The organism is Streptomyces sp. NPDC026673 (assembly GCF_040638135.1).
GTDB lineage: Bacteria > Actinomycetota > Actinomycetes > Streptomycetales > Streptomycetaceae > Actinacidiphila.
In genome coordinates, this window is record NZ_JBEZXR010000052.1 from 24,236 (window position 1) to 36,759 (window position 12,524).

The following is a 12,524-nucleotide window of genomic DNA, read 5'->3' on the forward strand; positions in this document are numbered from 1 at the left end:
TGAGGCGGGGCCCTTCGTCGTGCTCGCCGTCGTCCGACGTGCCGTCGTCTCGGACGTCCGTCAGTGAGCGATCACCGGGACGGCCAGGTCCGCGTCCTCGGCGGAGTCGCCGTCCTTGCCGCCCGACGCCGCGACCGCGCCGCCGCCGTTGCCCGCGTTCACGAAGGTGAAGGCGATGACCGCGGAGAGCGCCAGGATGCCGGCCGCCCACCAGATGGCGGTGGAGTAGCCGTGCACGGCCGCGGCGTTGATGAAGCCCTGCTTGCCGAGCGTGCGGGCCTCGGTGGCGTGCGAGGCGATCCACGAGGTGGTCGCGCTGGCCGCGATGGTGTTCAGCAGCGCCGTACCGATGGCACCGCCCACCTGCTGCGAGGTGTTGACCATCGCGGAGGCGACGCCCGCGTCACGCGGCTCGACGCCGTGCGTGGCCAGGCTCATGGCCGGCATGAACGCCGTACCCATGCCGAGGCCGAGCAGGATCTCGGCCGGGAGGATCAGACCCGCGTAGGAGCTGCCGACCTCGAGCTGGGTCAGGATCAGCATGCCCACCGCCGCCAGCAGGAAGCCCGGGGTCATCAGCAGCCGCGGCCGGACGCGGTTCATCAGGCGCGCGCCGATCTGCGTCGAGCCGGTGATCATGCCCGCGATCATCGGGAGGAAGGCGAAGCCGGTCTTGAGGGCGGTGTAGCCCTGCACGACCTGCAGGTAGTAGCCGAGGAAGAGGAAGAGGCCGAACATCGCGATGATGGCCAGACCGAGCGACAGGTACACACCACCGCGGTTGCGGTCGGTCACCACGCGCAGCGGCAGCAGCGGCGCCTTCACCCGGCTCTCGAGCACCAGGAAGGCGGCCAGCAGCACGACCGCGGCGACGAACAGGCCGATGGTCACGCCCGCACCCCAGCCGTCGGACTCGGCGCGGGTGAAGCCGTAGACCAGCGAGACCAGGCCGAGCGTGGCCAGCAGCGCACCGGGAACGTCGAGACTGCTGCTGTTGCGGCTGCCGGCGGGCTCGTGGATGACCCGCATGGCACCGAACACGGCGACGGCGGCGAAGGGGATGTTCACGAAGAACGTCCAGCGCCAGTCCAGGTACTCGGTGAGCACACCACCGAGGATCAGGCCGACGGCACCGCCACCACCGGCGATGGCACCGAAGATGCCGAACGCCTTGGCGCGCTCCTTGGCCTCGGTGAACATCACCGCGAGAAGCGACAGCGCGGCCGGCGCGAGCAGCGCGCCGAAGGCACCCTGCAGGGCACGGGCACCGAAGAGCACCGCCTCGTTGGCGGCGGCGCCACCGAGCGCCGAGGCGACGGCGAAGCCGATGAGGCCGGTGACGAAGGTGCGGCGGCGGCCCCACATGTCCGCGATGCGTCCGCCGAAGAGCAGCAGACCACCGAAGACCAGCGCGTAGGCGGTGATGACCCACTGCTTGTTCGCGTCGGAGATGCCCAGGTCGGTCTGGGCGGAGGGAAGGGCGATGTTCACGATGGTGCCGTCGAGGACGACCATCAGCTGGGCTATCGCGATGAAGGCCAGCGCTTTCCAGCGCTGGGCATGTGCCGTATCAGGCATGGGTGAACTCACTAACGGTACGAAGAGATGACGACAGTGAAGACGAAGAGGACTTACGGTACGTAAAGGAAATGTTGTGGACGAGTGAATTACGCGGGGGCGCCGGTTCGGCGGGCGGAGCTCAGCGACATTGCCGCAGGTCCTCGAACGTGGTGCCGTTCCCCGGGAGTTCGGAGCGCGCCGGCGCCTCCAGACCGTCCACGAACAGCTGCAGATGACGGCGGATGAAGCGCTCCATGTTGCCGCAGTGATGTCCGGGCAGCGGTCGTGTGAGTTGGCTCACCGCGACCATCACGTCGCCGACGTCGATGTCGGCGCGGAGCCGTCCGGACCGTCGCCCGGCGGCCATCAGTTCCTCGATCGCGTGCTGCAGGCGTACGCGGCGCTCCTCGAGCCGCGGGTCCCCCTTGCCGAAGCCGGTGGCGAGCATCGGGCACAGCGCACCCACACGCTCGTCGGCCGCCTCGTGCACGAAGCGGCGCAGCGCGTCGAAGGCGTCCGGCTCCTGTGCCAGCGCCGCCTCGGCCCGCTCGGTGATCCGGTCCATCACCGACAGGGCCACCTGGAGCGCGAGCTCCTGGCGGTCGGCGAAGTGCCGGTAGACGGTGGCGTTGCCCACGCCGGCCCGCTTGGCGATCTCGTCCAGCGGGGCGTCGACACCGTGCTCGAGGAGCGCCTCACGCGCGGCGGCGATGATCCGCTCGCGATTGCGCGTGGCGTCCGCGCGAAGCTTCACTGCGGCGACTGCCATGGCGGCCACTCCTCTCTGTCCCTTGCGGTACCGGGTTCCGGGGAGCGAGTCCCCGTTTGTGCGACGTAGCTGTAAACGGGGAGGTGGTCCCCGGATATTTCGAGTGCCGCTTGTGAGCTGAGTCACAATCAGCGCGCGGAGTTCGCAGGGACGTTTGAAGGCCCCGGCCACGGTACGCGGAGGCCGCGCGGGGGCGCCGCGCACGGACGCCGGGCACCGCATGCCGGGCACCACATGCCGGGCACGGACGCCGGGCACATCGGACGGAAGGCCGACCACACGGCACCGGGAACGCGGGAAGGGCCCCGGGCGCTGTCGCGCGCCCGGGGCCCTTCCTCACTCTGCCGCTGCCACCGCGCTCCCGCGCGGTGCCGGTGGCTCGTTACTCCACGACGAGCTCGACCGGGATGTTGCCGCGGGTCGCCTTGGAGTAGGGGCACACCTGGTGGGCCTGCTCGATCAGGGTGCGGCCGGCCTCGTTGTCCAGCTCCGACGGCAGCTCGGCGCGGAGCACGACCGCGAGGCCGAAGCTCGTCTCGTCCTTGCCGATGGTCACCTCGGCGGTCACCGAGATCTCGCTGGTGTCCACCTTCGCCTGCCGCCCGACCAGGGCCAGGGCGCTGGCGAAGCACGCGGCGTAACCGGCGGCAAAGAGCTGCTCGGGGTTGGTGCCCTGACCGTTGCCGCCGAGCGCCGGGGGCATTGCCAGCGCCAGGTCGAGCTGGCCGTCGGAGCTGACGGCGCGACCATCGCGGCCGTTGGCGGTGGCGACAGCGGTGTACAGCGCGTCCATGGGAACGTCCTCTTTCGATCGGTTGCGATCTCGTTGACCATAAGTAGAGCACACAATTCAGTTGCGCACAACTCAAACGTGGACCGCCGAGCTACCCTGGTCCCATGACCGCCACCGCGCCCGCCCGCGCCGAGGACTCCCTCCGGCTCGAGAACCAGATCTGCTTCTCCCTGCACGCCGCCTCACGCGCCTTCGGCGGCGTCTACCGGGTCGTGCTCAAGGACCTGGGCCTCACCTACCCCCAGTACCTGGTGATGCTCGTGCTCTGGGAGCACGGCGCCCTGCCGGTCAAGAAGATCGGCGAGCATCTGCGGCTCGACTCCGGCACCCTCTCGCCGCTCCTCAAGCGCCTCGAGGCCGCGGATCTCGTACGCCGCGAGCGCTCCGCCGACGACGAGCGCTCCGTCACCGTCCGCCTCACCACCGCCGGCACCGCGCTGCACGAGAAGGCCCTGCAGGTGCCCCGCCGCATCTCCGCGGCCACCGGCCTCGACCTGGAGGAGATCAACGACCTGCGCACCCGCGTCGACCGCCTCACCGCCGCCCTCGCCGCGGCCGACCTGGACGACGGCCCGCCCTGCGGCTGACGCCCGCCGGGGGTGGCGGGTTCACGCCGCGGCCTCCGCGGCATCGCGCGCCGGGAAGCACGGCGGGGTGCGGGCCCGCGCCGACGACTCGGACGCCGCGAGCCGGACGGCGCCGGGCCGCCGCTGATCCGTACGCCCCGGGGGCGTCCGCGCCGCCGGACCACGCACGGCGCCGAACCACCCCGCCGCACCCCGGCACCTCCCGCGCCCGGGCGGCAGGCCCGACCCTCCGGACCCCCGGGCACGGAGCAATCGCCGACCCACCCCTGAGCTGCATCCGCTAGGCTGTCCCACGCCTTCGCCTCAGTAGCTCAGGGGATAGAGCACCGCTCTCCTAAAGCGGGTGTCGCAGGTTCGAATCCTGCCTGGGGCACATAGTGAAGGGGCAGTTCAGGGGCTTGATGCCCTCGAACTGGCCCTTTCTCGTGGTCACGGCCGTGCCACTTCCGTGCCACAACGTGCCGCTACGAGTCCACGTCGCCCCGCGCCTCACGGATCATCGAGCCGAGCCGATCGGCGATCTCGCGGTCACGGCCGTTGACCATGTGCTGATAGATCAGCGCCGCACGCGGCGTGCTGTGCCCCATCCTGGTCATCAGCTCCCGCAGGCTCGCGCCGGAGGCGGCGAGGGTGTTCCCCGTGTGCCGGAGATCGTGGAAGTGCACGTCTGCCGTGATGCCCGCCTTGGTCCGCGCGCGGATCCAGTCGTCCCGGAAGTTGCTCCGCCGCAGCTGCCCGCCCTGGGGGCCGAGAAAGACGTGACCGTCACGGCCAGGCCCGGCATAGGTGTCGAGGTGGCGCTCAACATCCGGCAGGAGTTCGCTCGGGAAAGCCACCGGCCGGATACCGGCGTCGGACTTCGGTGACTTGTCGAAGAGGGCTCCGGTCTGCATCTCTGCCTGCGAGCGCCGGACCATAAGCACGGCGTTGGCCGTGTCCACGTCCCGCCGGCGGAGCGACGCCAGCTCCCCGAAGCGCAGCCCGGTGAAGGCCGCCAGGAGAACCAGCAGTCGGTAGCGCGGGCCCATCGCCTCCGCAACGGCGTACACCTCCGTCACGGTGAGGACCGGCCGCTCCGGCACGTCGTACCAGGTCCACAGACCGCCCGAGTCGCCGCAAGCTTACGGGCCCCGATCTCTCGCCCCATGGCAGCTCCAGCCCAAAGCCTCTACGCGCCAGCAGTATCCGTCGCTGCGGCTCGGAGTTGCCAAAGTGCACGACTGGCAGCACCTGTTCGCATACGGGTGAGGGCCTACCGACGACGTGACCCCCAGCGTACGGTTCTGCCATGCAATCCGGCGACGCTGCTAGAGGTCGTGCTCAGGCTGGTGTGCGCTGGGATCCGTCGAAGTTCCCGAAGAGTGGCCGCGACGACAGCGATTGGCTCTGGAGCAATCCGGCCGCCCTGCTCGTGATCGCGTTGCTGATCCTGGTTGGGGGGACGTGGATCGCGGCCATAACGGCGCCCATCGCGGTCGAACTTCGAAACGGGACCCACGCCACAGCTGCTGCACATGACCGCGGGACGCGCGAGGACCCTAAGTGGTGGGTCACTTTCGAGGTTGCCGACAGGACCGAGACTCACCGTCTCTTGCCAGAGAACGTCAACCAGAGAGGGCTCCACGACGGCGATCGGATCAAGATCGTCTATAACCCGGCTAACCCATCGCACGTTGCCCAAGAAAGTGACACCGGGGTGCGAAGCCTGATCCTGTCCTCGGCAACGCTGTTGGTTGGGGTGATCCTCTTGGCGACCTCTGGTGTCGTCTGGTTCCGCCGGCGTCATGCTGTACAGCAACGCAGTACAGCAACCTCGGCACTCACGGATGACCGTCACCGGCTCCCGGGGACCGACTGACGCGCCCGGCAGACCTCAGCGACCGTCGTGCCCATAGTTCGCATCGAGGGGCGCCGAACCGGCGGGTTGCCTCAGCCATTGAGACTCCACACCGACCGCGCGGCAAGGTGCAGCATGTACCATCCGCCTGTGCATGACAGGCAGGCGGGCGTACGGAGTGCAGTCGGCTGGATTGCGGGTTGGGTCGCAGCAACAGCCGTGTGGTGGCTGGTAGGCCGACTTATGGACCCTCCGTGGAGTTTGGCCAGGTGCGCATTTCAAGGCGCAGTGCCCATCGCGGCAGTGGCGCTCGGAAGTCACCTCCACCGAAAGTGACCTGGGCCGTGTGCCACAGCCGTGCCACGTGAAGTGGTGCCGAGCGGGGAGCCACGGGGAACAACGGTGACTGGAAGGTGTTGCCGCAGTTCAGCGTCCGCCCAGGTGAGGCGTAGTCCGGAGCCTCAGTCTTCCAAACTGGCGCTCCACGATCCGAGTACGGCGGGGCCTGACCGAGTCATTGAAACTCCACACCGACCGTATGCGTCCGCCTGCGCGATACAGCTAAGATCCTCCAATCCACAGGGGGGGTAGATGCACAGCTGCAACAGCAACGAGACCTGGCAAAACGGTCAGTGCGTAGCGCGCGACTGGTCGCCGGTTCAGTCCCTTCCGTTCATAGTCCTCGGTATCGGCGCGATCGTGGCGGGAGTCCTGCTTTGGAGACAGGGCAAGCGGGCTGTACCTCAGCCGGAACCCAAAGCGAGAGATAAGCACGGTCGCCAGATGGTCCAGCGGATCACTGACAAGGTGGCGCCGTATTTCCTGATGGCCTGGGGGGCGCTGTTCCTGCTCGGCGGAGTCGTGACGATGATCCCGCAATAACGGACTGACGCCCCTGGCTGACCCAAGCAACCGCCACGCCGTTGCCCACGCCGAGGTGCAGGCGCGTGCCACAACCGTGCCACGTCGGGCGGGGAGTCAGGGGGAATCGCGGTGTGCAGGGGGACGCACCGCCCACTCCGTCCAAGGCGGGGAATCTGCAGGTCAGGCCGGTGATCGCCCCACCTCGCTCCTAAAGCGGGTGTCGCAGGTTCGAATCCTGCCTGGGGCACAAGGGAAAAGGCCCGCACCGATCATGGTGCGGGCCTTTTTGACGGCAGGGTTTGACGGCAACCGGTTCTCAGGCGCCCGGCAGTCGGCGCTTGAGCAGGCGGTCCATGTGGCTGATGGCTTCCCGCTCGGTGTCGTGCGCGACGTGGGTGTACACATCCATCGTGATGCTGATCTGGCTGTGCCCCAGGATCTCCATGATGACCCGGGACGCGACGCCGGCCGCAGTCAGCAGCGTGGCGCAGCCATGCCGAGCATCGAGCCACCGCCCCTGCCGACAGCCCCTCAACCTGGCACATCCGGCGAATCTCAGCCCAGTCCACTTCTACGGCCCGATGCTGCAGCCGTCTCAGTTTCCGTCTCATTCCCCAGCGTCCGGGGCCGTACCCCGCTGTGCGGCAGCAGCGTCTGACCGGATCGGCCGAACGGGCTCAGACACAGGTGAACGGTCATGTATGGGTAGCGACAAGGGCCAACAGACTTGGAAGGCGTGCACGCCGACCGGGCCCTCTTCGCCCTGACCCGTGGATGCCCGATGAACCTCTCGATACTCTGCGTCTCGCTGCCGGGGGAGGTCCCGTTGGAAACGTCGAATCAGGTTGCGCTGCTGGCCGCTGGCGTGGCGGCACTGGTGACAGTCCTGGGCTACTTGGCCAACCAGTACGCCAGCCGACGAACTCAGCGGCGCGACCTTTTCGCAAGCGCTCTAGCGGCAGTTCGGGCCTACCAAGATCTTCCGTACCGGATACGGTGGCGCGCCCGCAGTGACGAGGAGACGCGGGCAGCTCTCGGGGAACTGACATACACGACGCTGGAGCACATGCAGAACTTCCGTGCCCTGCTGGAATTGGAATCCCGGATCGTAGCCATGGCGTACACGGATCTCGTACGTGAGACCCGCAGACTGGGCGGACCGTTCCGCCAGAGCGCCTGGCGGACCCCTCCAGCACAGGGCGATGAAGCGTTCGACCAGGAAGACCCCGGGTACCGCTATGAAAACCAACCAGAGCTAGAACTCTGCCTCATGGCCATGCAACGGGAGCTCCGGCCCTACGGTCCCCTCCTTCGGCGCGCCACTCGTCGTCGTATCCTGTCCCATCGCCGGCGGCGGGCGGTCAGTTCGCGGACCAGTTCGTAAGCCCGTGCCCGATCAGTTGGTGAGCCTCGGCCAATCGGATTCGTCGGCGAGTTCAACCGCTCTGTGCAGGATGCGGTCACGTAGCGGGTCACAACCAGTCTCAGACAAGTCAGAATCGGTGATTCCCAAGCTCAGCGTTCACCGTCACTGGAGGGAATCCGACTCGGCGCTGCGTTGTCGGGGTGCTGCGCAGGATCCTGACGGCAGAACCCGTACCCCTCGCGTACCCTACGTGACTGGTGGTCAGGTACGGCCGGACAGTGCGCGTGGTCGGCGAATCCGCCCCCGGCCGTTGTTGCTGTTCAAGGGCTGTTCTCCTGCGGCTCACACCTGAAGAGATCGCAGAGTGAATGTCCGAGGCCTGCGCGATCCGGCTCTTGGACGCACTGGACGGGGACGGCCCCCACGTCCGCAGTCACGACGGCAAGCAGCTGAAGGAGTCCGCATGACGCAGGCTGAGCAGGACAACCGCCGGCCACGGCGACTCGACGAACTTGAGGACGTCTACGACTACCTCGACGAGGTGCGCCTACGGCCGGGCATCTATGTGCGAGGCAGTTCCATCTTCCACCTCGCCTCGATCCTGTACGGGTACCACGTCGCATGCGAGATCAACGGGATACCGTCGACAACAGACTTCGAACCCGGGGGACCGTTCAACAAGTGGCTCGGTCCGCGGCTCGGCTTGGGCTACGAGAGCTCCCTGGGCTGGTCGAGGGAGATCGAACGGGCAGCGGAAGCCGCGGGCACTCCGCCCCTCGACCTGTTCTTCAGCCTCCTGGACGAGTTCCGAGCCGAGCACGATCAAGCGGCGCGGTAGGACTTCCCCACTTCGTCAAAGCACCCGTCGGCACCCGGCGGCGCCCGAGCGCGTGTCTCCGCCCCGCTCGGCACCGCCAGCAGTGGCCCCGCGGGGGCGCTGCGCGACGCCATCATGGACCGGTTCCCGTCCCAGAAGGACGAGGGGCTGTTCGCGGCCTCGGCACGCGAAGGATGACAGCCAGTCCCGGCGTGCGCGCAAACTACAGGGACAGCCGCGGCACATGGCAGGGTTGGCGCATCGCTTCCAGAATTGCCGGTCGCCCGGGTCGAGGGCCGGCAGTGAGCCCTAGCCTCAGACCATGAGTGACGCAGTCGAGGCGGGGGATGTATTCAAGAACCGCTGCCTGAGAGCCGGCCACATGCTGGCGCCATGCGCGAGCTACTCCGTCGAACGGGTCTCGTTCGGGGCCGTGGAGGACGGTGACTGTGTGGATGTCTTCCTCAGGGAGGGGCCGCACAAGCCGGACGTCGTCATCTCGCTCACCTATCTGCACCGCGTCGAGACAGGAGATCCGGTCGCGGTCCGGAACTCCTTCATTGACGAGATCCTGCTGGACCATCTCCCGCGGCTGCCGCACCCCTGGCCTGCCGATGCCATCGGTCTCATCGACCGTTCTGCCGACCTCCCCGAGTTGGTTCGGCTCCGGATCGTAGGACCCTCGGAGGTCGACGTCGTCGCATCCTGCCTCACCGTCTACACCGCGATGAGTGACGATGAAACGAGCCTGCCGCTCCATGGATGAGCAGGGGACGGCGGCACCAGATGCGCCGCCCCCTACGTCGACTCCCGATCCGAGCAACGCGGGGGTGATCTCCTGCCCCGGAGAGCACTCGGCTGTGCGGCTACTGAGGACGTCTCATTGGTGGGGGTGGAGCCACCCGCGTGCGGCGGCTCTGAGGCCGGCCTGGAAGCGGCTGCGCGCGTCGAGTTTTTCCATGAGGACTGCCGCGATACGGCGTGCGGTGCGATGAGAGATCCCAAGTCGAACGGCGATCGCCTGGTCGGTGAGCCCTTGGCCGAGGAGGTTGAGGAACTCCCTCTCCTGAGGCGTCAGGCCTTGGTCGTCCAGCTGTCGGGGAGCGCCCAGCGCTGTTCCCGCTTCCCAGAAAGCCTCGAACAGGGCGCACAAGGCGGCCGTGATCCCCGGACTGTGGACCACCACCGCGCCGATGGTGGCGTCGTCCGTGCTTGCCGGGAGGATGGCGCACTCGCGGTCCATGATGATCATCCGCACCGGGAGGCTGGGTACGGTGCGTACTTGTCCGTCAAGGGAGTGGAGCCACTGGGCGTACTCCAGCGTGGGAACGTCGTTGCGGATGCTGTTCAGCCACAGCGTGCGCATCCTGACCCCACGTTCGAGCATCGGCCGATCAACGCTCCGGGCCTCCATCAGGTCCTCGGGGCGCTGCGCCCCGCCCGGGGCGAAGGTCATGATCTCCTTGCCGAGCCGGCCGGTGAGTTCGGCGATGCGCGAGCGGATCGCCGCGATGCCGACCAGGCGCTCGGTTCCCGCGGTGTTCCCGCTTCGGACGAGGTCGGCGCATTCGGCCATGAGCTGGGCGGTGGTGGCGCGGGAGGTCTCGATCCTCTGCTGCAACGCGGCGAGCTGCGCCTGCTGACGGACCAGGAGCCGTTCCATACTGGTCTCGGGCGAGACGGCACTCGCGGGACCGGCTTCCTCCTGGTGCATGAGCGCGAAGCCGCTCAGTCGGTCGAGCGCGGCCCCGACGGCTTCCTCGGTCTCCCCTAGCAAGGTGGCGAGTTCGGCGCGAGTGACCGTGGGGCGGGTCAGCATCTCCCGGTAGACCGCTTCTGCCTGCCTGTCGAGTGCCATGCCTTTGCCCACGTCCCCTCGTTGCCTTCACGCGTGCCGGTAACGTCCCCCGTTTGCCTCCCCTTTACCGTTGATCATTCCGCATGTTGTTTGACTTGACAATATTTCACCTCCAAAGGAACGAGGCCCCTTGCGTCCATGGACGTAAAAGGCCTCCGGGCGGCACTAGGCGAACCGGAGGTGGCCGGGCAGGGTTGCGCCATGTACCTCATTCACGCCCATCTGCTGGGACCGGGGGAGATCCCGTTGCCCGCAGGCATCCGAGACCGGATCCGTGCGCGGCCGACCGGTTCCGCGAGCATCGAGCACGTCACCCCTCACCTGGAACACCCGGGGGCACCGGTCCTCGGGCTCTTCGTCGCCGCCGAAACCCTCGAGGAGGCCGAACAGGCCGCCGAGACGGCCTGTCTGGACGCGCTCGGCTCGGAGAGCAGTCTCGCCGGTTACGCCCTCGTCCGATGCAGCGCCGCCTTCGTCCGGGCCTTCTACGAAGCGGGGTTGCGGTGAGCCCTTCCAACCGGGCCGGGTGACGTCCGATGGGACTGCAGGGGCACAATCCGGCAGCAGGCTCGTGTCCTGTTCAGTCGACCCCGGACGCACGGTCCGCAGCTGTGGCGTCACGTCGGTCGGCACGGGCCGGAATCCTGCCGGGCCGGTGCTTCGGCCCGGCGCCGGGCAGGCGTGCCGGCTGTATCACCGCCATGGCACTGCCACTCGGCCCATGACTCGCCCGGAGTGGCCGGGTGTCATCGTGGACCCTTTGGGCCAGGGCCTCTTGAGTCCAGCGGCGAATCCTTCCGTGGATGCCGCAGATCGGCAAGGCTGGCCGGCGGCACCCGAGGCTGGGTGGCCGGAGAGGGAACGCCGCACGTTGCTCTCAGGGCACATGGCGTTTCGCAGAGCACTCACGGAGGACCCACCCATGATCGGTACTCGTCTCGCGAACTCCATCGCGGTCACCGGTGCAGTCGTGGCCTTGACGGCTGCGGTAATGATCGACTCCGGAATGACCACCGGTGATTCCCGACCGCGTTTTGCGACTCTGGCCACGGAACATTCGGCCATCGGACCCGAGGATGCCGAAAGCAACAGCGGACTCTGGGGACCGCGCGCTCCCCATACTCCCTGACAACCGATTCGAGCACCGCGCTCAGGCCGTTCCGAACGATTGCGAACATTCATGTCAGGTCATATCGCACCAGCAGGTGCGAACCCATTGCAGGATCTCCCCCACCTGCGGTCGGCCATCAGCCGGATCGGCCAATTGTCGGAGCGCGAGCACCAGGTCATGGTGCTCCTCGCGACCGGCGAGACCAACCATTCGATCGCTCGCCGACTGGGCGTATCCGAAGGTACGACCAAGGCGCATGTCGGGCGCATCCTTCTGAAATTGGGACTGGAGAGCCGTACCGCGGCAGCCGTCGCCGCACTCGCCTATCTCCACCCGTGCATGTGGGGCGGCTCGCAGCAGTAGTCGGACGAACCGATCCGAGTACGACAGCTGGGTTGGCGCCTGGAGCCTGGCATCCCCCGGCCGCGAGGTACGAAATTCATGGCTGCGAACCGTCGTGCGGGCGGCGACCCGCCTAACCGCGCGACGTCGCCTGCCGGCTGCCGTCGAACGCCGGCACGGCTGATCCCGCTGCTGAACGAGTGGTGTCACGCAAGCCCCACGCCGCCCCCGTGCCGTATCCGCTCCGCTCGGCAGAGGGCTCCGGCCGCCCGCGTTCCGTGAAACGACGGGAGGACCCGACCGGAATGAATCCGATCAGGCCGCTCGTCGTTTTCGATGCCATCCCAGCGCGAAGCGACTCGTCGGCAACACGTCCGGGAGGGATTTACGGGACGTAGCACATGCCGCAAATGGTGCCCGGGGGAATGATGCGGTCCGCGAGCACTGCCGAGTCCGATCCGGTGCCGACAACAGCAATACCGGCCATGACGGTCCCCGCCAGAAAAGCGGCGACCAGAGTCTTCTTGATGCGAGTCATTTCCTGTCCCCTCACGCCTGACAACCGACCTCGATCGCCCGGCGGGCGACTCGGTCGGAATCTGATGCACTCATGTTGAGTT

Annotated in this window: 14 protein-coding genes, 1 tRNA gene and 2 pseudogenes; 10 read left to right on the forward strand and 7 right to left on the reverse strand. The window is 67.7% G+C overall.

Annotation, left to right across the window (positions count from 1 at the left end; translation table 11 throughout):
* Positions 1 to 60: 60 nt before the first annotated feature.
* The 3 genes from AB0F62_RS29050 to AB0F62_RS29060 all read right to left on the reverse strand — a co-directional run bounded on the left by AB0F62_RS29050 (position 61) and on the right by AB0F62_RS29060 (position 3,122).
* On the reverse strand, positions 61 to 1,578 hold the full coding sequence (locus AB0F62_RS29050) for an MFS transporter (protein ID WP_361805507.1): 1,518 nt from the start codon (positions 1,576 to 1,578) through the stop codon (positions 61 to 63).
* A 121-nt stretch (positions 1,579 to 1,699) separates the two neighbouring features.
* A complete protein-coding gene (locus AB0F62_RS29055; RefSeq protein ID WP_361805510.1) occupies positions 1,700 to 2,329 on the reverse strand; it encodes a TetR/AcrR family transcriptional regulator in 630 nt (209 codons plus the stop codon).
* Between the two features lie 382 nt (positions 2,330 to 2,711).
* A complete protein-coding gene (locus AB0F62_RS29060; RefSeq protein WP_361805513.1) occupies positions 2,712 to 3,122 on the reverse strand; it encodes an organic hydroperoxide resistance protein in 411 nt (136 codons plus the stop codon).
* 104 nt (positions 3,123 to 3,226) lie between these two features.
* Here AB0F62_RS29060 and AB0F62_RS29065 point away from each other — a divergent pair, with 104 nt between their 5' ends.
* The gene (locus AB0F62_RS29065; protein WP_361805516.1) at positions 3,227 to 3,709 is read left to right on the forward strand and encodes a MarR family transcriptional regulator; all 483 of its coding nucleotides are present in this window, start codon (positions 3,227 to 3,229) and stop codon (positions 3,707 to 3,709) included.
* A gap of 300 nt (positions 3,710 to 4,009) precedes the next feature.
* Positions 4,010 to 4,082: transfer RNA gene (locus AB0F62_RS29070), tRNA-Arg, on the forward strand.
* Between the two features lie 91 nt (positions 4,083 to 4,173).
* Here AB0F62_RS29070 and AB0F62_RS29075 read toward each other — a convergent pair.
* Positions 4,174 to 4,758, reverse strand: a complete 585-nt coding sequence (locus AB0F62_RS29075; protein WP_361805519.1) for a site-specific integrase — start codon at positions 4,756 to 4,758, stop codon at positions 4,174 to 4,176.
* 239 nt (positions 4,759 to 4,997) lie between these two features.
* Here AB0F62_RS29075 and AB0F62_RS29080 point away from each other — a divergent pair, with 239 nt between their 5' ends.
* Complete coding sequence (locus AB0F62_RS29080; RefSeq protein ID WP_361805522.1) at positions 4,998 to 5,567, forward strand: DUF3592 domain-containing protein; 570 nt, start codon at positions 4,998 to 5,000, stop codon at positions 5,565 to 5,567.
* A 570-nt stretch (positions 5,568 to 6,137) separates the two neighbouring features.
* A complete protein-coding gene (locus AB0F62_RS29085; RefSeq protein ID WP_361805525.1) occupies positions 6,138 to 6,428 on the forward strand; it encodes a hypothetical protein in 291 nt (96 codons plus the stop codon).
* A gap of 298 nt (positions 6,429 to 6,726) precedes the next feature.
* On the opposite strand, the pseudogene AB0F62_RS29090 reads toward AB0F62_RS29085, so the two are convergent.
* Positions 6,727 to 6,915 (reverse strand): annotated as a pseudogene (locus tag AB0F62_RS29090) (tyrosine-type recombinase/integrase); the annotation flags it as partial.
* A 276-nt stretch (positions 6,916 to 7,191) separates the two neighbouring features.
* Here AB0F62_RS29090 and AB0F62_RS29095 point away from each other — a divergent pair.
* The 4 genes and pseudogenes from AB0F62_RS29095 (at position 7,192) to AB0F62_RS29110 (ending at position 9,359) form a co-directional block, all read left to right on the forward strand.
* Positions 7,192 to 7,794, forward strand: coding sequence for a hypothetical protein (locus tag AB0F62_RS29095; protein ID WP_361805528.1), 603 nt, complete (start codon positions 7,192 to 7,194; stop codon positions 7,792 to 7,794).
* A 323-nt stretch (positions 7,795 to 8,117) separates the two neighbouring features.
* Positions 8,118 to 8,243, forward strand: a pseudogene (locus AB0F62_RS29100) (NUDIX hydrolase); the annotation flags it as partial.
* Complete coding sequence (locus AB0F62_RS29105; RefSeq protein ID WP_361805531.1) at positions 8,240 to 8,614, forward strand: hypothetical protein; 375 nt, start codon at positions 8,240 to 8,242, stop codon at positions 8,612 to 8,614. The pseudogene AB0F62_RS29100 and the gene AB0F62_RS29105, both read left to right, overlap by 4 nt.
* 301 nt (positions 8,615 to 8,915) lie before the next feature.
* Complete coding sequence (locus tag AB0F62_RS29110; RefSeq protein ID WP_361805534.1) at positions 8,916 to 9,359, forward strand: hypothetical protein; 444 nt, start codon at positions 8,916 to 8,918, stop codon at positions 9,357 to 9,359.
* Between the two features lie 114 nt (positions 9,360 to 9,473).
* Here the strand turns inward: AB0F62_RS29110 and AB0F62_RS29115 are convergent, their stop codons facing one another.
* Positions 9,474 to 10,451 (reverse strand): helix-turn-helix transcriptional regulator, encoded by a 978-nt coding sequence (locus AB0F62_RS29115; RefSeq protein ID WP_361805537.1) that lies wholly within the window; start codon positions 10,449 to 10,451, stop codon positions 9,474 to 9,476.
* 201 nt (positions 10,452 to 10,652) lie between these two features.
* On the opposite strand from AB0F62_RS29115, the gene AB0F62_RS29120 reads away from it, so the two are divergent.
* Both AB0F62_RS29120 and AB0F62_RS29125 read left to right on the forward strand, forming a co-directional pair.
* Complete coding sequence (locus AB0F62_RS29120; RefSeq protein ID WP_361805540.1) at positions 10,653 to 10,958, forward strand: hypothetical protein; 306 nt, start codon at positions 10,653 to 10,655, stop codon at positions 10,956 to 10,958.
* Between the two features lie 709 nt (positions 10,959 to 11,667).
* Complete coding sequence (locus AB0F62_RS29125; protein WP_361805543.1) at positions 11,668 to 11,925, forward strand: LuxR C-terminal-related transcriptional regulator; 258 nt, start codon at positions 11,668 to 11,670, stop codon at positions 11,923 to 11,925.
* Between the two features lie 364 nt (positions 11,926 to 12,289).
* Here AB0F62_RS29125 and AB0F62_RS29130 read toward each other — a convergent pair whose 3' ends face one another.
* Positions 12,290 to 12,442 (reverse strand): hypothetical protein, encoded by a 153-nt coding sequence (locus tag AB0F62_RS29130; RefSeq protein WP_361805546.1) that lies wholly within the window; start codon positions 12,440 to 12,442, stop codon positions 12,290 to 12,292.
* Between the last annotated feature and the right edge of the window lie 82 nt (positions 12,443 to 12,524).

Coding starts and splice junctions, on each gene's coding strand:
- AB0F62_RS29050 (WP_361805507.1), bottom strand. CDS start 1,578: ATGCCTGATACGGCACATGCCCAGCGCTGGAAAGCGCTGGCCTTCATC.
- AB0F62_RS29055 (WP_361805510.1), bottom strand. CDS start 2,329: ATGGCAGTCGCCGCAGTGAAGCTTCGCGCGGACGCCACGCGCAATCGC.
- AB0F62_RS29060 (WP_361805513.1), bottom strand. CDS start 3,122: ATGGACGCGCTGTACACCGCTGTCGCCACCGCCAACGGCCGCGATGGT.
- AB0F62_RS29065 (WP_361805516.1), top strand. CDS start 3,227: ATGACCGCCACCGCGCCCGCCCGCGCCGAGGACTCCCTCCGGCTCGAG.
- AB0F62_RS29080 (WP_361805522.1), top strand. CDS start 4,998: ATGCAATCCGGCGACGCTGCTAGAGGTCGTGCTCAGGCTGGTGTGCGC.
- AB0F62_RS29085 (WP_361805525.1), top strand. CDS start 6,138: ATGCACAGCTGCAACAGCAACGAGACCTGGCAAAACGGTCAGTGCGTA.
- AB0F62_RS29095 (WP_361805528.1), top strand. CDS start 7,192: ATGAACCTCTCGATACTCTGCGTCTCGCTGCCGGGGGAGGTCCCGTTG.
- AB0F62_RS29105 (WP_361805531.1), top strand. CDS start 8,240: ATGACGCAGGCTGAGCAGGACAACCGCCGGCCACGGCGACTCGACGAA.
- AB0F62_RS29110 (WP_361805534.1), top strand. CDS start 8,916: ATGAGTGACGCAGTCGAGGCGGGGGATGTATTCAAGAACCGCTGCCTG.
- AB0F62_RS29115 (WP_361805537.1), bottom strand. CDS start 10,451: ATGGCACTCGACAGGCAGGCAGAAGCGGTCTACCGGGAGATGCTGACC.
- AB0F62_RS29120 (WP_361805540.1), top strand. CDS start 10,653: ATGTACCTCATTCACGCCCATCTGCTGGGACCGGGGGAGATCCCGTTG.
- AB0F62_RS29130 (WP_361805546.1), bottom strand. CDS start 12,442: ATGACTCGCATCAAGAAGACTCTGGTCGCCGCTTTTCTGGCGGGGACC.